Origin of the sequence: Aneurinibacillus sp. Ricciae_BoGa-3, from assembly GCF_028421645.1 — a bacterium.
Lineage (GTDB): Bacteria > Bacillota > Bacilli > Aneurinibacillales > Aneurinibacillaceae > Aneurinibacillus_B.
Genome location: NZ_CP116887.1, coordinates 2,901,370 through 2,920,167, shown reverse-complemented (window position 1 = coordinate 2,920,167; position 18,798 = coordinate 2,901,370). Strand labels below are relative to the sequence as shown.

Sequence of the window (18,798 nt, the reverse complement as noted above, 5' to 3'; positions counted from 1 at the left end):
GAAAGGCGGGTGCGGCGAGTGCCAAATCAATTAGACTGGATGTACCATAACTCACACCACTCTTTATTCAGAGAGCCATTTGGGAGCGTTCCCGCTGGAACACAGGTGACACTTCGGCTGCTGATTTTTGGCAGTGGAGTTGAATCTGTAGCGATCCTACTGCATAAAGACGGGGGCCACAGGCAGGAGATACCGATGCAGCTGCAGCAGAGAGATACAGAGCAGCTTCTCACCTATTTGCCTGAGCAATGTGAGATAAAGGAGCCACCCGAAGTTTTTCTTTTTACTGCTGCGATAACCCCAGCAGATCCGTTACTTTATTGGTACTCTTTTAAAGTACAAAAAGAAGGCCAGATCTATTACTACGGCAATGTCTCAGGCAAGGGAGGCGCAGGATCCATAACAGATGCGCCAACAACTGACTATCAGATAACGGTGCATCACCCAGGATCTAAGACACCGTCGTGGTTTAAAGATAGCATCATGTATCAGATTTTTGTTGATCGGTTCAACAACGGATACGAGGATGGAAAGATAAAGAATCCAAAGAAGAACAGCGTCATTCACGCCCACTGGGACGATGACCCGTTCTATATACGGGATCCGCAAACAAATGATGTGATTTGCTGGGATTTTTTTGGCGGGAATTTGCGCGGCGTTCTAAAAAAACTCGATTATTTAGAGGAATTGGGCGTTACGGTGATTTATTTGAATCCGATTTTTGAATCCCCTAGCAACCATAAATATGATACGGCAGACTATCATACGGTGGACCCCATGTTTGGCGATAATAGGCTGTTTGCTAAACTATGCAAGAAAGCGGCCAGTAAAGGCATGTCGATCATTCTGGATGGTGTTTTCAGCCATACAGGGAGCGATAGCCGCTACTTTAACAAATACGGAACCTACCCGGAACTCGGTGCTTACCAGTCCAAGGAATCGCCTTACTATTCCTGGTATAAATTTCGCGAATATCCCGACGACTACGAGTGCTGGTGGAATATTCCCGTGCTGCCTAACGTAAATGAGCTGGATCCGGGTTTTATCACGTTCAACATAACCGGGGAAAATAGTGTACTTAAGAAATGGCTCGGTGAAGGTGCCGCAGGCTGGCGGCTGGATGTGGCCGACGAACTGCCTGATGAATTTATTAAGCAATTCCGTCAAACATTAAAACAAACCGATCCAGAGTCAGTCTTAATTGGCGAGGTATGGGAAGATGCTTCGAATAAGATAAGCTACAACAAACGGCGGGAATACTTGCTGGGCGAAGAGCTCGACTCTGTCATGAATTATCCGCTGCGTACAAGCCTGCTGGCGTTTATTACCGGCCAGTGCACTGACAAGCAATTGTATGCCGAATTGATGTCGTTATATGAGAATTACCCGGCTCACCATTTTTACAGCTTGATGAATTTGCTTAGCAGCCACGATGTAATGAGGATAGCCACCGCTTTGAAAGACGCAGCCCCTGGTGAACTGGCCGCAGAAGACAAGGAAAAGCATGTATTTAAGCAATTACAACTGCTGGTCTTATGGCAGATGACTTTCCCGGGTGTTCCATGCATTTATTATGGGGATGAGGCCGGACTCGAAGGTGGGACTGATCCGTTAAATCGGCGGACATACCCATGGGGAAGAGAAAAAACGGAACTGCTGGACTGGCACCGGAAAATGACTTCGCTGCGTAAGACTTATGATGTATTCAGGACAGGAGAATGGGAACCGTTCATAGCGGACTCCGATGTTTTTGGCTATATCAGACGGATAAGCGGCGGTGCTGACCGTTTTGGACAGACAAAACAGGATAACACAGCGATCGTTGTAGCGAATCGGCACTTAACTGAGCCCAAAAAAGTTACGATTCAGACTGGCGTGGCGGAGCTTTCTGAGTTTATCGAAGTCGCGGGTACAGGAGAGGAGAGGGATGGAGGAAAAATCCATCAGGCGGTGAATGGGCTGATAACCATTGAGTTGCCACCGCTTTCTGGCCTTGTACTGATTGATAAAGACAAAGCGCGCGTGTGAGATCACACGGGTGCTTTTTTCCTTTAGGAATTCCTCGCATACTAAAAAAATGCTGATGAAAGCGGGTGGTTTTTATGAACGTATCGATTGAATGGACTTACCGGGCGCATAAATCCAAAAAAACGGTGGCCATGACTTCCGAGTGGATATCTGCTGAAGAAGCCCTTGTGCTGTCATTGGACATTGAGCGGACCGGAAGAGCAGCGGCCATAGTATTCCGGGATGAGACCGGGGGTGAATGGAACAAAAAGGAACTGCAAAAATATACAGAAGAAGTGGAGGAAGAGCCCCATAATGTGACGGTTTATTTTGACGGGGGGTATCGAAAAGAAGAACAAACGGCGGGTCTTGGCATTGTTTTATTCTTCGAAAGGAATGGCAAAACCTATCGAATGCGGAAAAACCGCTTCCTCGAGCATATCGAATCCAACAATGAGGCGGAATTCGCAGCGATCTGGATGGGGATCAGGGAGCTTGAAGAATTAGGAGTGCACCATCTTCCCGTTGTGTTTCGTGGCGATTCACAGGTGGTTATGAACCAGCTCGCGGGAGAATGGCCAAGCCTTGGCGCTGTGAATAACTGGCTGGACAGAGTGGAAAGTAAGTTAAATGAGATGGGTATCCGGCCCATCTATGAGGGTATATCCCGGCAGGATAACAAAGAGGCAGACAACCTTGCATCACAGGCATTGAAGGGTGAGATGATTTCAAGCCTACTCGAAATATAATTCGAGCGTATTCTGAAAAATACGAACAAAAATTTTTAATTTATGGTATGCTTCCATATAAAAAGGTAGCTTACGGCGTTTTTATATGAAGCCGGATTCGCGCAAAGATTCGAGTGGAACGGGTTGCCATGTTGGAGGTTTAAACAGATGAAAGTAGCGAAATTTGGGGGAACATCCCTTGCGAATGCGGAACAAATCCGTAAAGTATGTGACATTATACTGACTGATCCAAAGCGAAGGCTGATTGTCGTGTCCGCGCCGGGTAAGCGGTCAGCATCGGATATAAAAGTGACGGATCTGCTTATTAAGCTGGCAGAAGTGTCACTGGCAGGCGGCAGTGCGGAGCATGAGCTGGCTGCCGTAATCGATCGCTTTAAGGCCATTACAGATGAACTGCAGCTTGGCGGCGGGATTCTCCAGGTCATTGAACAAGACCTGCGCGTACGCCTTGCAATGGATAAAACAGAACCTGAACAATATACCGATGCGCTAAAAGCCAGCGGGGAAGACAATAATGCGAAAATCGTAGCCGCATACCTGCAGAGCAAGGGAATAGAAGCACACTATATCAATCCGAAAGAGGCCGGGCTTCTGTTAAACGAAAGCCATGGGAGGACACAGGTTATGCCTGAGTCTTATCAAAACCTGGTAGCACTGCGTGATCATACAGGCATTATGATTTTTCCGGGTTTCTTTGGCTATTCACCGGATGGTACGCTTGTTACCCTGCCACGCGGGGGATCGGATATAACCGGATCGATTCTGGCCGCTGCCGTCAAGGCTGAACTCTATGAGAATTTCACCGATGTTGATTCAGTCTTCGCAGCGAATCCAAACCTGGTTGACAAGCCGCAGGCCATTCAGGAACTCACCTACCGGGAAATGCGGGAGCTATCCTATGCGGGTTTTTCCGTTTTCCATGATGAAGCTCTGTTTCCGGCATTTCATGCAGCGATCCCTGTCTGTATAAAAAATACGAACAATCCTTCAGCTGCTGGCACACGGATTGTAGCCCAGCGTAAAAGCTTAAGCAATCCTGTGGTTGGCATTGCAAGTGACGGTGGTTTCTGCAGCGTATACGTCCACAAATACCTCATGAATCGTGAAATAGGATTTGGGCGGCGCCTGCTGCAAATCCTTGAGGATGAAGGAATTTCCTATGAACATATGCCTTCCGGAATCGATGATGTCACCATTATCCTCCGGGAAGAACTCCTTACCCCTCAAACAGAAGCGCAGATTCTTAAGCGAATTCGGGACGAGCTGGCTGCAGAGGATATTATCATCGAACACGATCTTGCCATGATCATGGTCGTAGGCGAAGGCATGCGCCATAACGTCGGGACCACGGCCCGTGCAACGGGAGCACTCGCCAGAGCCCATGTAAACATTGAAATGATTAACCAGGGTTCTTCCGAAGTCAGCATGATGTTTGGTGTCAAGGCGGTTGATACCGTTAAAGCGGTAGCAGCCCTCTATGGCGAATTTTTTGTCCCTGTTAACGTGTAACCGGGAATAAGAATGAAATGGAAACATCCGCTATTGTCTACTGACAGCGGATGTTTCCATTTTTAGGGGAGAATAGTTAAGAAAGTGCGATAGCCTGCGATGTTTTTTCTTTGACTTCGCTCCGTTTTATCTGTTCAATAGAAGGAGAACAAAAATGAGAGGGAGCAGGTTACAGCTATGGATTTTACGGTTGAGTATGTTTCATTTTATGTAATTTCTGGGGACCAGCAGGACAAATCGTTTAAACATTATCAAACGCTGGATGAGACGGACTATGAGAGCAGCGAGCTAAAGGAATTTTTGGACGGGGAATGGGCGCGGATTGCGAAAAGAAAAGTGGAAAGGCACCCGAAAAGCGAACAGGTTCCGACGAAAATTGGACGGTTTATCGTAGAACCCGGCTTTGGTTTGGAAAGCAATCCGAACTACAGTCTGTTCTCAAAAATTCTTCGTTCCGGTACAAAACAGGATTTTGAATCCAATAGCAATGCGCTTGTTCAGGCGTATACGGATACAGCAGCCATTAGAGGCGGGGCACTCATTGTCGCCCGGGCTAAACTAAATAAGTACTTTGATGATCCATTTCTATTCATTTTAAAGTGTGATTTTGAACAAAAAATTGCGTCCATATCCGATGAGAGAAGCCTAATACGCTCGGTAGAGATGGCCATTAGCGCAAAAAACATGAAATCGGTTCAATATCCCCATATGCCAGAAGAAGGCATGCTGGAGGAATGGGAGCTGAAAATTCATCAGGCGACGCACGCGCGCTATTTTGAAGACTTCTTGAAATACGTCACGTATGAAAAATCAGTGCCGGAAATCATGAACCAGCAGGTAATTGGCATGGTGCAGGAGCATATCGAGCAAACGATGCCGGAAAACACCGAACAACGAGAACGAGAAGAAAAAGAGATAGAAATCTGGGCAGCCAGCGAGCAGCGGGATCTGCAGGAGAAGTGGACCCCGGAGCAGGTCATGGAAGCAAACCGCTATCTTGTAGAGCAAAAACCGGACATTGAGATGAAGCTTAAGCTCGATCACATTTCCGTTAAAGCGCTGCTGGCAGACTTTGGGGAAAATATTCATATTGCTAAAATTGGAGAGCGGTATGTGTTAATTATTGAAGGTGACCAGTTCCAATTTGAAAAAGGAATGTCGCCCATCGAACTGCTTCGCCCGGAACAATTGCAGGTTGTTCTAGAGAAAATCGAAGAAAGGCAGCGGGCACTTGCGCTTGACGATGCACCGCCGTTTTGATCACCGGAAGGCAGACGCCGCATTCTATCACCGCACCCGCCTGTCATCTTGAACAGCATAGCAATGGGAATAGTTGTTTAATGGAAGGATGAACAAGAATGGACATATCCGCCTATAAAAATAACGTCTTGCACAGTAAACTTATTTTGCCATTGGAGGAATTAGCGAACCGGCTTACAGCGATTAAAGCTGAACTTGAGCGCGCCGGGGACGTGGAAAATACGAAGAAATGTGCCGAGTTGATCGATAAGGCACGTAAAGAAACGTATGTTTTTGCATGTTGTGGCCATTTCTCTGCCGGCAAATCATCCATGATTAATGAGTTGATTGGAGAAGATATCCTTCCGTCCAACCCTATACCTACAAGTGCAAACGTTGTAAAAATACGTGCAGGCGAGCCATATGTCGAAGTGCTCATGAAAGACAAAGGCCTGGTAAGCCTTGCCTATCCTTATAGCAAGCGTGAGCTTCAGTCGTACTGCAAGGATGGGGATCAGGTGAAACTGGTGGAAATCAGTCATCCGACCAATCAGCTTCCACCCGGTGTCATGATTTATGATACACCGGGAATTGACTCTACAGTAGAAGCCCATCGGGTTGCGGCTGAGTCTTCTTTGCATATGGCTGACCTGGTCCTGTACATGATGGATTATAACCACGTTGAATCCAGGATCAATTTCACCTTTACACGCATGCTTAACAAAAGGATGAAAAGGGTATGGCTGATTATCAATCAGGTTGATAAACACAGAGCGGAGGAACTGCCATTTGATTCCTATCGGGGAAAAATTAAGTGTTCGTTTCAAGAGCAGGGTATTGAAGTTGATGGAATGTTTTTTACTTCGGTTATGGACCACAGTCACCCTCATAATGATTTATCCGCGCTCAAAAGCAGGCTTTCCCGCGAAATCCGCGAAAAAAGCCACCATATTTCCCAAAGTGTGAAGAAAGAAACCTTTACTGTTATCGTGGACCACATACATTGGCGGGATGAATGGAACCGGCGCATACGGGAACAGCTTCAAGCAACGCTTTCCAGCACGGGTGCAAGTGACAGCAAGAAGCTAAAAGCAAGAATTGGCGAACTCCGCAGCGAGCTGGGTGCTTTAAGAGCGGATCCCCAGAGGTTTGAGAGAGAATTTGAAGAAAAGCTGGACAACCTCTTACGCAATGCAAATCTTATGCCTTATCAAACACGCGAGTTAGCCCGCGAATATTTGGAATCGCTGCAGATTGGCTTTCGGGTGGGCCGGCTTTTTCCGGGCAGAAGAACGAGAGAAGAGGCGGCTAGAAGGCGCGAACGCTTTGTTGAAAGTGTAAAAGCTAATGCGGTCACATACATAGACATTCATTTGAAAAAAATGTTTCTGGCGCATTTGGATATATTTAAGATAAGGGATGAAAGGCTCAGGCAAACGATTTATCATCTATCCGTTGCGATTGATGAACTCTTTCTTAAACGATTGGTGAATCGCGGCGCACTAATCAGCCGGGGTCATGGAGGCGCAACCGACAAAGCTGCATCCAGCAGCTTCCACACTGCGCGCAGCAGCTGAACATGTGAGAGACATTCCGGGCATTGGCGAATCCACAGCCCGGGACATGGTTCAGTTTGCAGGACAGGACATATACGATTGCCCTGTTTGGCGCATTTAGCGCGGGAAAGTCGTCGTTTGCGAATGCACTGCTTGGCGAAAGCGTGCTGCCTGTGTCACCAAACCCAACTACTGCTACGATCAACCGAATACTGCCACCGGACGTTGATCACCCGCATGGTACGGCAGTTGTCCGCTTTAAAAGCGAGGCCCAGCTACTTAAAGACATTAACCAGTCTCTTGAGCTGTCTGAGCAGTGCACGACAGAACAACAAAATGCCGAAGAGCAGCAGCAACTTTCGCATTCCCTTAAGTTGTTAACCACGGACAATAGGCGATTTTTATCCGCAGTTCAAAAAGGGCTGCCAGCTATATACAACTTTCTTGTGCAGCTGACCCGAAGTACAAATCAGATCATTCGTTTTGTTGCGTTTGATGTAGCTCAGGAACTGCGTTCCACATCGATTCGAATCGAGAGGTATATAAAACTTGTGTATGAGCGCATACACGGCAACCTAAGCGAACAAATTGGATCGATTGACCGCGGTTTTGTGCTTCCTAAGTTCAATACAGGTGATATAGTTGCCCCTGTTTTTAGCGAAGGTTTGCGAGAGGTCAGCGCCTCTAAAATGAAGGATATTCTTGCCAATTATAAGGATCGGGAATCTTTTTTCACAGCTGAAGGAGACCAGGTTCTCCGTGATGAATTAGATGCCAGATTGCGGGAGCCGGTGCAGCGCCTGCTCAGTGAAAGCCACAAAACCATAATCGAAGTATATGTAACAGCCTTTAAGAAAGAGTTATTGCAAATAAAAAAACAGGCAGCGGTTTATGCGGAGCAGTACTTTACAGGGCTGCTCGCCACACTTTCGAATAAGGCTGATGTGGCGGCGCTTGACAATATGTACAACCGACTGTTACATATTTCTAAAAACATCAAGTCGTAGTTTTAGCAGCTGGGGGGAAGATGCTTCCTCCCCCTTGCTGCCGTGATGGCGACGATCGGTATAAGTCTGATTTAGCTTTCCTGGTTTGTTTCCGGCTCATCGTTAGACAGGATTCGATTTTTGAACGTTTCTGAGATAACCGGTATCTCTCCGTCACGGCCAAACTGGTCCAGACGGGAAGGGTTGCTGCGCGGATGGCTTGCCTCGCTGGCCCGGCGTTTTAATTCATCTGTCATAGCTACCTCCTGATATATGCTTTCAGTTAGTAGTATGAGGCATTTAAATGCGTGTTATGCTGAGTTTATTCTTCTACATCTATGGAGATCCGTTTGGACTGCAGTTGTTCTTTTTTAGGAATGGTAAGCGTTAGGACACCATGTTTGCTTCTTGCCTGGATATTATCCAAATCGGCTCCATCCGGCAGAGTCAGTGAGCGATAAAAAGAGCCGTAGGAACGTTCCATGATGTGGTAATTTTTACTTTTTTCTTCAGCTTCGTTTGACTTTTCGCCTTTTATGGAGAGTGTTTGTCCCTGAATTTCCACCTGAATAGAGGAAGGATCAATTCCTGGAACTTCCGCGGATATCAGATATTCTTTGTCTGTCTCCTCTACGCTCAGCCGTGGAGCCCAGTCGTTACGGCCGAATGAAGGCAAGATGGTGTCTGGAAATAAAGAAGATTTGAAAATATTGTCAACCAGGCTGCCAAGTTCTTCGTTTATACGGAAAAGTGACGGACGCGAATTGTCATTTCGGCGAAACACATTACCCATATCATACTCCTCCTTTTTTAATGTTGCATCTCTATTATAGTTTACCTCACTGGAGGAGACAAAACGCATTCCGTCCCAAATTCTAATGACATTTCGGCGAAATTCAGGTAATTAGTCGATCTCATTTGACTTTGACTAAATTTGATATAATGATGCACATTTTCGCGGGTTAGCGCGCTTCCATTTCGTTTGGCACCTCTTCATCGAGGACCTTTTTCTCCAGATAGCGATGGAAGAACCACTCCCCGGTAGCTATCACGATGGCTGAGATGAGGGCGGGTACAATATACTGACCTGGTCCTCCAAGCCATCTGCCCATTGCCCAAACAGCGATAAAGGCAAGGATAAAATCGGATGCCGTAGCCATCATGTTGCCGGATTTAGGGAGTACAAACAAATCGCCTAGAAGATAAGCAACAACGGTTAAAATTACACCCATGGTCAGTACATTTCCAAAGGTATCGCCATAAATAAGTCCGTCAACAATGTAGAGCACAACGGTTGCCATAACAAACTTCATTAAAAGAGCCTGAATGTGTTTCATAGTTGTATTCCTCCTTTAATTTTTGTCGTTATGTTCTTTCCCAGTTTTAGGGAAGTTTAAGCTTATTCTGCTTTTTTTTCCCCTGTATTTTCTTTTCCCGTTTACACAGCATAGTGATAGTAAGCAAAGGAGGGATAGTTCATGGAAAACAATCAGAAAGATATACAAAACCCAGAGGTTGCTGTACTGGGCACACATGAAACCGGCATAACCAATCTTTTTGAGACACGCACGACTTCCGAAGTAAAGACAATTAATCCTCCGGTTTCAAACCCGGGAAGAGTCGATCCACGTCAGCTTCACTGACAGGCAAAGGAAAAGGGGGGGGAAGCATTCCCCCTGTATCCTGTTGAACATGTGTGGGAGAAAACCGGTGCGGACGTTGGAGATTGGTTTGAAAAGGGTAAATAGGAATAAGATGGTTATGAGCTAATCCAGCTGGGGAGGGGAGACAGATGCAGCAGCGGTATTATTCAAAAATTTACTGGCATTTTACAGGGTCGCCGAATGTAAACTGGCACCTGGTAAAAAATCCGGAAGACATTAACAAATACGGTCCGCCTAAAGCGGACCGTGCTTCATATGAGATTCTCCTTCGGATTCTTGACACAAAGAAGCTACTGGCAAAATCAACCGAAAAAATTGGAGAGGGCATTATCACAGACAAATTCTGTTCCACTACGGATATCCCGTTTAAGGATCTGGTTACACATGCCCCATATTATGGAAAAGTAGCGATTGGTTATAAAGCCCATGCGATCCAGAAATGTTTCATGCCGGTCCTGTATTTGCCGCTTCACCATCCGCCTTTTGTCAAAAGCGTACTTAATGAAGCGACAGTGAATTCCAGTGAGCTGACCCGTTACCTTTTAAACTTTCTCAAAATAACAAACTTTGAGCCGGAAGAAAAAGAATCTCTCTACAGGGAGAGAGAGTGGAGGCATATCGGAGATTTTAATTTTGATATGCACGATGTAGCAGCGATAGTCGTGCCGGAATGTTACATACCAAGCATCGTCGAATTTTTGGTTTCAAGACAGTGTGTCCATAACATCTCTGTTATCGCCTGGGAGTTCATTGAACAGGCTTAAATACTATTCAATTTCATGGCGCTGAACAGATGCTATGGGCTGCGCGTTATCTATTTCCTGCTGTGTTGGCATGGGTTCATTGGCTGAAGCGCGAACATGCCCAATCTCTTTCTTAAGCTTCTGAATTTCAGCTTCATTTTGTTTGTTTTTAGCGCCCATTACAATCCCTCCGTTTCTGGGGGCGGCCTGGGTATTTTATATTCACCCCCGTACTTAAAGCTTTTCCTTAAAGCAGCTAAATATGATTTCATCCACAAAAGAAAAGGCAGCCGGCTACTTTAACAGCAGCTCGGTTGCCTTCGTGTTTTTCGTGAAATATTGTAAACCAGTATAGACCGTTAGCAAAGCAGCGATAAGCATAATCACGTTGTCCAGACCATAAGGCGAAAGCAATTTGGAATAGGAGTCGGACATGACTATCAGGATTCCAATCACCTGGGCAACATACGTTGCTTTCTCAAGCCGGCCAGGTGAAAGTTTGACCTTTTCCGCTACTGCAATTCCCTGGTAAGCCGCGACAATAATTTCTCTTCCTACAATCATCATCGCAATCCAGGTGGACAGAGTTTGTTCCTGAACGAGCAGAATCAGAGCGGCAGAAATTAATATTTTGTCGGCGATTAAATTAAAAAAAGAGTGGAACGATGTGCGTTCTTTTTTATTGGCCAGGTACTTATAGCAAGCATTCACGGTGATGGCGAGTACAAAAAGCAGCGTTTCACTGTAATCCACCATATACTGAAAATGAAAATAAAGATTGCCTATCCATCGAATAACCGGTGTCATACATAAAATAAACAAGGATAAAAAAATAATTTGCAATAAGGTTAACCGCTTAGCAAGCTTCATAGATTTCTGCCTCCCTTTCGAGAAAGTCATCCCTCTTCTCTTTGAAAGAAAAGAACAATTACAAGAAGCCAGAATACTGCACTTTCGACAAAAAAACCATTAGCGCCTGTAAATCCGATAATGCCGCCTAGAAAAACACTAAGTAGCACTTTTTCGAAAATAGGTTTTAATTTAAACTTTTGCGTTTCGGCTGCATTCATTCTGTTCCCCTTCCTCCTTAGATTCATTAGGACAGTGGCGAATGTTTTAAACCCATTGTAACGCATTTTTATGTCGAAAATAAGTCAGCCAGCCAAACCTTTACAAAATATTTACACAAAGACTCCTTCAATTTTCTCGCAGTTAATCGTCTTTTTTCATCGTGCGGAGTGCTTGTCTGTACATCTCATCGGGGTTACGCTTCCCTTGATCGGCGCCATCCTCTTTCCTGTCTGCCTGGTGAAATTGCCGCAGGGCACGTCTATATTCATCGTCTTCCATGGAATGCCCCGGATTTGGCTCCTTTCGCCGCGCGGCGGGTTTTGCTACTCTGGTGCGCTCAGGCTTGCGCCCTGGGTCAGGTTGCCAATTGCGCTCAGTTCTATGCGCCGGCTCTGGCTCCCAGCTTCGCTCATGTCCGCGTGGGGGTTCCGGCTCCCATACGGGTTCCGACATGCTTCCGCGTTCTGCGTCCCACGCCTGCGCAGGTTTATGCCCGGGTTCCGGTTCCCAGACCCGCTCGTGTCTGTCTTCGGTTCCTGGCTGCCAGTCTGGCTCATAACCGCGTGCTGGTTCCCGCTCTGGTGGACGTTGTGGTCTGGGCGCCATTTCCGGCTTTGCAACAGGAGCAGCTTTGTAAGCCTCCGCTGGGCCGTTGTCTGGTTTATCCTTATCTGGTTTAGCAGCTGAACGTGCTGTATTTTTTGCCTTGTCTGATGAGGAGGCCGCTCGTACATTAAATACAATAAGAAAAACAACAACAAGAAGAACAATAATACCTATGATGTAGAGGGACATTTTGATTTCTCCTTACCTTTATTTACCTGTCGAAAAGTTTGCCTGCAACATCAGCTACACGCTTACCAAGAGCCCGACCAAGCGCAAGATCCGTTTTGCTGGGAAGGTTTAGCGGATCGCTGGCTGACATTTCTACTGGGCAGGTCACCCCCACACCGTAATAGGAACCATAGAGTGCATTTTCGGGAATATTGCCAGGCAGCCCGACCACAATCATACCTTGGTGAAGCAGCGGGGTAATCAAGTTAAGCATCGTAGCCTCTACTCCGCCATGCACCGTTGCGGTGGTACAGAACACAGCACCGACCTTTCCAATCAATTTGCCCTGCGCCCACAGGTACCCCAACTTGTCAATCCAGTTCTTTAACCCCGCGCTGATCGTTCCAAAATGGCCGGGGCATCCCCAAATAATCGCATCCATATCTGCAAGGTCGCGCACATTGGCGTCCCGCACATGGTTGATAAAAACCTCAGCGTACCTGTTTTCCCGGGCTCCATCAGCAATCGCTTTGGCCAGCGCTTCTGTATGTCCGTTATCACTGTCATATACCACATAAATTCTCATTATTATCCCTCCAAGTCTGCTTAAAATTTTTCTATGTACATTTTCTCCCCGGTTTTCCTAAACTATGCTTTGAAAAAGAATGGCAGGCTTGTTTACATATTCGCAAAAGTGCGGGTCTATACTACTCAACAAATGAAGAATTTAGGAGGAGCAAATCATGAACAGCCGTCGTGTTGTACTCATAAACACAATTGTTATTCTTCTTTTACTTATTGGCATTGCTGTAGGAGCCTATTATTATGTGCAATCGGTAAACTACGTTTCAACAGATAACGCAAGAATTGATGGCCAGCAAATTACGATCGCGGCTCCTGCCGCAGGGCAATTAACAGGTTGGAATGGAGAAGTGGGGAAAGCGTACAGCTCAGGAGATACTGTCGGAACCATTACGACCGTACCAGGTGGAACGCATATTTCCCTTACATTCCCTACGAACGGTACCATCGTACAGCAGACTGCCGTTCAGAACTCGTTCGTAGCGCCTGGTACGCCGCTGGCCCGTGCTTTTGATATGAACAATCTCTGGGTAACAGCCAATATTGATGAGACGGCGCTGAATGATATCAAAACGGGACAGGATGTGGATGTATACGTGGACGCTTATCCAGGGACGACGCTCACTGGAAAAGTGAGTAAAATCGGACTGACTACCGCGGCCACCTTTTCACTGCTTCCTCAATCCAACACGACTGCTAATTACACCAAAGTGACTCAGGTAATTCCGGTTACCATTACACTTGATTCTTATAAGGGCGTATCGCTAGCACCGGGTATGAGTACCACTGTTCGGATTCACAAGTAGGAAGTTGTGGGCTTGCCCCGTTTTGTTGGTATGGTAAAATACTAGACAGCATAATCGAAAGAGGGAGAACGTGTTGTCGTTAAGTAAAACCTGTATCAGGTTTTTTGTTATTTTAGCTGTTCTGTTTTTCTCGGTGCTTAATTCCACACCCCATGTGGATGCTTTTAGTCAAAAAGAAAGCTACCTTGCCCTCGGTGATTCACTTGCCGCTGGACAGACTCCATACGGACATATCGGCAGCGGATATGCGGATTACGTCGCAGCCAAACTAAAGGCAGCCGGCTATCTTAAATCGTTTACGAAAAAGTATGCCATTCCGGGTTATACCACGGATCGGGTTCTCCGGGATATTGAGGATAATAATAAGGGGATAAAGCAAAGCATTGCACAATCAACTCTCATTACCCTTGATGTAGGTGCAGATGACATTATTAACTCGGTTCATATTGACGCGAAAAACGGACAAATTGCCTATGATTTTAAACAGACGGCGATGACCTTTTTGACAATCGGGACAAATGTGCGCAGGGTCATCCAAGATATTCAACAGGTTAATCCAACTGCCCGTATCTATTTACTGGGCTACTACAACCCATTTCCAGGGCTGCCAGAGTCCGTTCAAAACGAAATTAGGCCGCTGCTTGATGGCTTAAATGGAGCACTGAAGGAAGCGGCCCAACAGTCCGGGGCAACGTATATCTCCACAGCTAATGCTTTAAGCCAAAATACAAAGAAATATCTGCCTAACCCCTATGACATTCACCCTAGTACAGCTGGGTACCAGGAGATAGCTGCCGCCATTTGGAATCATATGCAGACTGATCTGATGCAACAATCCACTCAACAGCCCTCCACAAGTCCTTCATCTCCGTTTTCCCTGGCTATTTCCAACTTTTTGCTGATGGTTCATTCGTTCATTCAGATGCTGCTTAGTTTAGTAGGGCTACGGTAAGTTTCCTAATTCAACCGGAACGAGGAGTAACGAATGGTTACAGAGCTAATAATTCCGCATAGAGCCGCGGGGCAGGGCCGCTATTTCACCCGCAAAATCCAAAACATCGTTACCGATCACTACGGGGTACAGTATCGCGCAACGTGCATCCCGTGTGATCTTTTTTCTATGTGCGAGACGGAAAAATTGTTAAACAGTGCGGAGGCTATTCTTTACTTTTCCCCTTATCTTAACACTGCAGGGCTTACGCAGGGCCGTGAAAGCGACCTGGAGCTCATCTGTGCAGATAACCTGTCCTACGCCGCGGAAAAAGCGGGGGTGAAACAAATTATTTATCTACGAGGGGCTGGAGACTACCAACATAGCCTTGAAATTAAGCAGACGCTGTGTTCGAGACAACTGAAAGTGCAAGAATTGCTCCTCGAAACCGACGTTGTGGCAGCCTTAAAAGATCACAAAAGTTTCGGTGGAAAGAATCGGACCGTGCGTTCGGTGCAGCGGTTTAGATTGCCCAATGGAAAAAGGGCAGCTTGGGCAGCCCGGGAATATGGAAACTGGCTCGCACGGTCACTTCATCCATTTGGTAGAGTTGACATAAGTCCGGAAGGCGATATGGGTTTTTATGCAAAAGGAATCCCCAGGCCGCTTCTTGTTCTTTCTTTCTCACCTGAGCGCAGTTGGAACGAGCGTATGCTGTATTATATAACAGGAGGGCTCTTGGCTAAGGCAGAGGGTGCCAGCACAGGGAGGCTCGAATTTCGTGAAGTGCTGGGCGGCAGTGCGCTTGTCGTGGCGATTCATGATTATATGCCCGCATTGCCCTGGCCGCTTTATTGCTCGACCCAGGCGCTTATCCATCTGTGGGTAATGACGGGTTTTGGCAGGTACCTTCAGAATCATGCCTAGGATGCATACGTACTACATAACTATAAACTTACGATGAGGTGAAATGGATGGGCAAACTGTTTTCAATAGGGAAAGTTCTCATTGATTTTATTCATACAGAAAGGAAAAGCACTAAAAGACGTGGTTTCTTTTGAACGGACACCTGGAGGTGCACCTGCAAACGTGGCGGCAGCGGTTGCCAAATATGGACAGCCGGCCGTTATGATTACAAAGGTAGGCGAGGATGGGTTCGGCCAATTCCTGTTGGAGGAGTTGGCAAAAGCAGGCATAGAAACGGACAAAATTGTTCGCACAAACGAGGCAAACACCGGGCTGGCCTTTGTGTCGTTACAGGAGGGCTTTCTATACAAGATGCTAGAAAAGCAGGCAAATCCACCCAACTTTTTATCCACTTTAGACAAGCATCATAAGGAAATACTGGCTTATGCCAACGCCAGCGGCGCGCTCACCACAACAGGCAAAGGTTCTATCAATTCCATTCCAACCCGTAAAGAAATAAGCGATTTCCTTAAAAAATAAATTTGTAAAAATCTTTTGTGTTAAGGTAATAAGGTAGCAAAAAGAGAGAGAAGGGTACTAGAGCGATGATAGGTAATGGAGCGATTTCGAATGCAAAATACCCCTGGTTCGTCTTAACCGTAACCAGCATCGGTGTTTTGCTTGTGCTGATCAACTACGGCATGATCAATGTCGTACTCCCATTAGTTGTGCAGCAATTGCATGCGGGGCCGGTTGAAGCCAGCTGGATTCTTTTATCGTATATGTTATTTAATACGATTTTTATTTTAGTGTTTGGCAGGCTTGCAGATATTTTTGGCAGGCGCAAGTTATATCTGATTGGCTTTGCCGTATTTACGATATCAAGTCTGCTGGCGGGCTTTTCGGAAAACGTATGGATGCTTATTGCCTTTAGGATTATTCAGGCAATCGGTGGTGCCATTGTCATAACGAATACGACGGCACTGTTGACCGATTCCTTCCCTATCCGTGAGCTTAGCAAAGGATTGGGCGTTAACGTACTCGTTAGTTCCGTGGCGCAGCTCATAGGGCCTGTCGTAGGAGGCTTATTGGCTGAAAGCCTTAGCTGGCGCTGGACGTTTTGGTTTAGTGTCCCTTTTGGCATTGCAGGCATTATATTTGGCCTCGCCATCATTCGGCCGGATCCAGACCGGAAACAAACGGAGCGAATGGACGTAATCGGAAGTGTACTGGTTCTGGTGTTATTGGGTAGTCTCGTTCTTTCCCTTTCGGAGGGTGGCGTAGTGGGGTGGAGCGATCCCTATGTCTTAATAGGATTTGTTCTATGTCTCCTTCTATTCCCAACGTTTATTTGGTTCGAAAAACATATCCCTTATCCACTGCTGGATTTGACCATGTTTCTTGAACGATCGTTTGCATCCGCCTTTCTGGCAGTATTTCTTAATGCGGTCGCGCGCTTTTCGGTTGTACTGCTGTTTGCTTTATATTTTCAGGCAGTGGCCCACGATTCAACCCTGTCGGCAGGTCTAAAAGTATTGCCAGAGACGATTGGGATGCTCATTGCCTCGCCCATTGCAGGCAGTTTGACCGGCAGATACAGTGCACGTTTGTTATCTTCTTTTGGGCTGGGCGTCACGCTGATTGGGCTGTTAATTTTAGCTATTTCAATTGGACCTGCCGCTAATTACTGGGTACTGGCAATTGGGATGCTCATGACCGGGGTGGGGTCAGGGCTGTTTATGACGCCGAACACAACGTATATTATGACGCATGTGCAACCCAATCGGAGGGGGATCGCCAACGGGATCCGCTCCATGTTGCAAAATATGGGCACAGTTGTGAGTACGGCAGCATCTTTGGCGATTATTACATCCAGCTTGTCACCATCTTTAAAACAAGCGGTATATGCAGGGACCACAGCGCAAATGTCGGAACATACAGTGGCCGAGTTTGTACTGGGCTATAAAGCAGCGCTTATTGTGATGTTGCTCGCGACTGTCTGCGGGCTGGTTGCATCATTGTTGCGGCCAGGCCCATTTGTAAAAGCAAAACCAACGGTTAAATCGGTACAATAACGCACAGCATCTCTATGATTCATAAATTATATTACATGCTAGCTTTTATTGATGGCCGCAGTTCCTCATGGAATGTGCGGCCATTTTTCTATCCATTTTTTTTTTTAGAAAACTGACTGTCGCCAAGCCGCAGGCGAAGTCAAACGCCTTAGTTGTGCTTATGTGGATAGGAAGCATGCACTTTCCTATCCACCAACAAAAAGGTTTCACATCCTGAAAGATTTGGTAAAAAGCATGATAGAAAGGTATATCCTTTGATCGCTAAACTGTTTTATCCGTTACTAATTTTGAATAAAAAATATTCCTTAGTAAAAATTTCTTATATTGACTTTTTGTCATCAAATATTTAGTATAGAAATTGTTTTTATGTAAAATGATTTTGTGAAAAACTATTTTTCATAGGAAATAGTGAGAGCCTTAAACAAGGCTTTCAACAATATTTACAAAACCAGAATTGGAAGTGAGGGATTTAAAACGTTATGAAGCGCACTCTTCTAAACGTCGTTATCTTTCTATGTCTGCTGGCTATCATTGCTGGGGGCGGCTATTACTTATATCAGCGTGCTTCCTATATATCCACAGACAACGCGAAAGTGGCAGCTGATATTGTTACGGTTGCGACTCCCGCAACAGGAAAATTGACCAAGTGGTCAGCCAAAAATGGAGATTCGGTCCAGCAGGGATCTGTGATTGGCCAGCAACAGTCACAAGCGGGTCAGGGAGCATCCGGCGGCAACGCCAATGCTGCCAAACAGGGAAAAGGCCAGGGAACGGCTGCAGGCCAGAACAACGTGGTTGATATCGTCTCGCCGATTGCCGGAACGGTACTACAGACAAATGCTGTTCCGCATGAAATCATCGCACAAGGCCAGCCTGTCGCCATGATCGCGGATTTATCCAAGTCCTACATTCTTGCCTACATTGATGAAGGGAGCGTAAAGGACGTTAAAATCGGAAAAGAGGCTGATGTATTTCTTGACTCCGATCCTGGAGTGAAATATACCGGCAACGTGTCAGAAATTGGCAACTGGGCTGGTACATTCCTAACCCCCAATTCGTCATCCGGTTCAGGCAATAACAACAAGAAGGTTGAACGAATTCCCGTTAAAATTACAGTAAATAATCTTCAGGCAAACGATGCGCCTCTTGGATCAAATGCCAGCGTCAAAATACAAAAGTAAATCTGAAAAAAGGAGATTG

The 18,798-nt window shown here is 46.2% G+C and carries 20 protein-coding genes and 2 pseudogenes; 14 read left to right on the top strand and 8 right to left on the bottom strand.

Features of this window, described 5'->3' with window-relative positions; translation table 11 throughout:
* Positions 1-18 precede the first annotated feature (18 nt).
* From PP175_RS14770 to PP175_RS30025, 6 genes and pseudogenes are all read left to right on the top strand, one after another.
* The gene (locus tag PP175_RS14770) at positions 19-2,028 is read left to right on the top strand and encodes an alpha-glycosidase (protein ID WP_272439098.1); all 2,010 of its coding nucleotides are present in this window, start codon (positions 19-21) and stop codon (positions 2,026-2,028) included.
* 74 nt (positions 2,029-2,102) lie between these two features.
* Positions 2,103-2,756, top strand: a complete 654-nt coding sequence (locus PP175_RS14765; RefSeq protein ID WP_272439097.1) for a reverse transcriptase-like protein — start codon at positions 2,103-2,105, stop codon at positions 2,754-2,756.
* 147 nt (positions 2,757-2,903) lie between these two features.
* Complete coding sequence (locus tag PP175_RS14760) at positions 2,904-4,265, top strand: aspartate kinase (protein WP_272439096.1); 1,362 nt, start codon at positions 2,904-2,906, stop codon at positions 4,263-4,265.
* 177 nt (positions 4,266-4,442) lie between these two features.
* Entirely contained in the window at positions 4,443-5,525 is a 1,083-nt protein-coding gene (locus PP175_RS14755) for a DUF3900 domain-containing protein (RefSeq protein ID WP_272439095.1), read from the top strand.
* 98 nt (positions 5,526-5,623) lie between these two features.
* Positions 5,624-7,081 (top strand): dynamin family protein, encoded by a 1,458-nt coding sequence (locus PP175_RS14750; protein ID WP_272439094.1) that lies wholly within the window; start codon positions 5,624-5,626, stop codon positions 7,079-7,081.
* Between the two features lie 56 nt (positions 7,082-7,137).
* Positions 7,138-7,362 (top strand): annotated as a pseudogene (locus tag PP175_RS30025) (dynamin family protein); the annotation flags it as partial.
* A gap of 776 nt (positions 7,363-8,138) precedes the next feature.
* On the opposite strand, the gene PP175_RS14740 reads toward PP175_RS30025, so the two are convergent.
* The 3 genes from PP175_RS14740 to PP175_RS14730 all read right to left on the bottom strand — a co-directional run bounded on the left by PP175_RS14740 (position 8,139) and on the right by PP175_RS14730 (position 9,383).
* A complete protein-coding gene (locus tag PP175_RS14740) occupies positions 8,139-8,303 on the bottom strand; it encodes a hypothetical protein (RefSeq protein WP_272439092.1) in 165 nt (54 codons plus the stop codon).
* Positions 8,304-8,368: 65 nt separating this feature from the next.
* A complete protein-coding gene (locus PP175_RS14735) occupies positions 8,369-8,839 on the bottom strand; it encodes an Hsp20/alpha crystallin family protein (RefSeq protein ID WP_272439091.1) in 471 nt (156 codons plus the stop codon).
* A 169-nt stretch (positions 8,840-9,008) separates the two neighbouring features.
* Complete coding sequence (locus PP175_RS14730) at positions 9,009-9,383, bottom strand: YndM family protein (protein WP_272439090.1); 375 nt, start codon at positions 9,381-9,383, stop codon at positions 9,009-9,011.
* 141 nt (positions 9,384-9,524) lie between these two features.
* On the opposite strand from PP175_RS14730, the gene PP175_RS14725 reads away from it, so the two are divergent.
* Complete coding sequence (locus PP175_RS14725) at positions 9,525-9,689, top strand: hypothetical protein (protein WP_272439089.1); 165 nt, start codon at positions 9,525-9,527, stop codon at positions 9,687-9,689.
* 149 nt (positions 9,690-9,838) lie between these two features.
* On the top strand, positions 9,839-10,474 hold the full coding sequence (locus PP175_RS14720; protein ID WP_272439088.1) for an abortive infection system antitoxin AbiGi family protein: 636 nt from the start codon (positions 9,839-9,841) through the stop codon (positions 10,472-10,474).
* Positions 10,475-10,477: 3 nt separating this feature from the next.
* On the opposite strand, the gene PP175_RS14715 is transcribed toward PP175_RS14720, so the two are convergent.
* The 5 genes from PP175_RS14715 to PP175_RS14695 form a co-directional block, all read right to left on the bottom strand.
* The gene (locus PP175_RS14715; RefSeq protein ID WP_272439087.1) at positions 10,478-10,633 is read right to left on the bottom strand and encodes a hypothetical protein; all 156 of its coding nucleotides are present in this window, start codon (positions 10,631-10,633) and stop codon (positions 10,478-10,480) included.
* A 114-nt stretch (positions 10,634-10,747) separates the two neighbouring features.
* Entirely contained in the window at positions 10,748-11,323 is a 576-nt protein-coding gene (locus PP175_RS14710) for a CDP-alcohol phosphatidyltransferase family protein (protein WP_272439086.1), read from the bottom strand.
* A gap of 26 nt (positions 11,324-11,349) precedes the next feature.
* Positions 11,350-11,523: a hypothetical protein gene (locus PP175_RS14705; RefSeq protein WP_272439085.1), complete on the bottom strand. Its 174-nt coding sequence runs from the start codon at positions 11,521-11,523 to the stop codon at positions 11,350-11,352.
* 142 nt (positions 11,524-11,665) lie between these two features.
* Complete coding sequence (locus tag PP175_RS14700) at positions 11,666-12,319, bottom strand: hypothetical protein (RefSeq protein ID WP_272439084.1); 654 nt, start codon at positions 12,317-12,319, stop codon at positions 11,666-11,668.
* A gap of 22 nt (positions 12,320-12,341) precedes the next feature.
* Complete coding sequence (locus PP175_RS14695) at positions 12,342-12,884, bottom strand: NAD(P)H-dependent oxidoreductase (protein ID WP_272439083.1); 543 nt, start codon at positions 12,882-12,884, stop codon at positions 12,342-12,344.
* Between the two features lie 157 nt (positions 12,885-13,041).
* Between PP175_RS14695 and PP175_RS14690 the strand changes: the two genes are divergently transcribed.
* The 6 genes and pseudogenes from PP175_RS14690 to PP175_RS14665 all read left to right on the top strand — a co-directional run bounded on the left by PP175_RS14690 (position 13,042) and on the right by PP175_RS14665 (position 18,779).
* Positions 13,042-13,686, top strand: coding sequence for an HlyD family secretion protein (locus tag PP175_RS14690; RefSeq protein WP_272439082.1), 645 nt, complete (start codon positions 13,042-13,044; stop codon positions 13,684-13,686).
* Between the two features lie 73 nt (positions 13,687-13,759).
* On the top strand, positions 13,760-14,638 hold the full coding sequence (locus tag PP175_RS14685) for a GDSL-type esterase/lipase family protein (protein WP_272439081.1): 879 nt from the start codon (positions 13,760-13,762) through the stop codon (positions 14,636-14,638).
* Between the two features lie 33 nt (positions 14,639-14,671).
* A complete protein-coding gene (locus PP175_RS14680; RefSeq protein ID WP_272439080.1) occupies positions 14,672-15,544 on the top strand; it encodes a Rossmann-fold NAD(P)-binding domain-containing protein in 873 nt (290 codons plus the stop codon).
* 47 nt (positions 15,545-15,591) lie between these two features.
* Positions 15,592-15,880 (top strand): annotated as a pseudogene (locus PP175_RS30020) (PfkB family carbohydrate kinase); the annotation flags it as partial.
* Between the two features lie 248 nt (positions 15,881-16,128).
* Positions 16,129-17,598 (top strand): MFS transporter, encoded by a 1,470-nt coding sequence (locus PP175_RS14670; RefSeq protein WP_272439079.1) that lies wholly within the window; start codon positions 16,129-16,131, stop codon positions 17,596-17,598.
* 479 nt (positions 17,599-18,077) lie between these two features.
* Positions 18,078-18,779 carry an HlyD family secretion protein gene (locus tag PP175_RS14665; RefSeq protein ID WP_272439078.1) on the top strand — a complete coding sequence of 234 codons (702 nt, stop codon included), beginning with the start codon at positions 18,078-18,080 and terminating at the stop codon, positions 18,777-18,779.
* The last annotated feature ends 19 nt before the right edge of the window (positions 18,780-18,798 follow it).

Excerpts from the sequence above, each read along its gene's own strand:
- PP175_RS14735 (WP_272439091.1), bottom strand. The coding sequence starts at position 8,839 with ATGGGTAATGTGTTTCGCCGAAATGACAATTCGCGTCCGTCACTTTTC.
- PP175_RS14670 (WP_272439079.1), top strand. The coding sequence starts at position 16,129 with ATGATAGGTAATGGAGCGATTTCGAATGCAAAATACCCCTGGTTCGTC.
- PP175_RS14760 (WP_272439096.1), top strand. The coding sequence starts at position 2,904 with ATGAAAGTAGCGAAATTTGGGGGAACATCCCTTGCGAATGCGGAACAA.
- PP175_RS14710 (WP_272439086.1), bottom strand. The coding sequence starts at position 11,323 with ATGAAGCTTGCTAAGCGGTTAACCTTATTGCAAATTATTTTTTTATCC.
- PP175_RS14740 (WP_272439092.1), bottom strand. The coding sequence starts at position 8,303 with ATGACAGATGAATTAAAACGCCGGGCCAGCGAGGCAAGCCATCCGCGC.
- PP175_RS14680 (WP_272439080.1), top strand. The coding sequence starts at position 14,672 with ATGGTTACAGAGCTAATAATTCCGCATAGAGCCGCGGGGCAGGGCCGC.
- PP175_RS14700 (WP_272439084.1), bottom strand. The coding sequence starts at position 12,319 with ATGTCCCTCTACATCATAGGTATTATTGTTCTTCTTGTTGTTGTTTTT.
- PP175_RS14725 (WP_272439089.1), top strand. The coding sequence starts at position 9,525 with ATGGAAAACAATCAGAAAGATATACAAAACCCAGAGGTTGCTGTACTG.
- PP175_RS14730 (WP_272439090.1), bottom strand. The coding sequence starts at position 9,383 with ATGAAACACATTCAGGCTCTTTTAATGAAGTTTGTTATGGCAACCGTT.
- PP175_RS14715 (WP_272439087.1), bottom strand. The coding sequence starts at position 10,633 with ATGGGCGCTAAAAACAAACAAAATGAAGCTGAAATTCAGAAGCTTAAG.
- PP175_RS14750 (WP_272439094.1), top strand. The coding sequence starts at position 5,624 with ATGGACATATCCGCCTATAAAAATAACGTCTTGCACAGTAAACTTATT.
- PP175_RS14720 (WP_272439088.1), top strand. The coding sequence starts at position 9,839 with ATGCAGCAGCGGTATTATTCAAAAATTTACTGGCATTTTACAGGGTCG.
- PP175_RS14690 (WP_272439082.1), top strand. The coding sequence starts at position 13,042 with ATGAACAGCCGTCGTGTTGTACTCATAAACACAATTGTTATTCTTCTT.
- PP175_RS14665 (WP_272439078.1), top strand. The coding sequence starts at position 18,078 with ATGAAGCGCACTCTTCTAAACGTCGTTATCTTTCTATGTCTGCTGGCT.
- PP175_RS14705 (WP_272439085.1), bottom strand. The coding sequence starts at position 11,523 with ATGAATGCAGCCGAAACGCAAAAGTTTAAATTAAAACCTATTTTCGAA.
- PP175_RS14755 (WP_272439095.1), top strand. The coding sequence starts at position 4,443 with ATGGATTTTACGGTTGAGTATGTTTCATTTTATGTAATTTCTGGGGAC.
- PP175_RS14695 (WP_272439083.1), bottom strand. The coding sequence starts at position 12,884 with ATGAGAATTTATGTGGTATATGACAGTGATAACGGACATACAGAAGCG.
- PP175_RS14765 (WP_272439097.1), top strand. The coding sequence starts at position 2,103 with ATGAACGTATCGATTGAATGGACTTACCGGGCGCATAAATCCAAAAAA.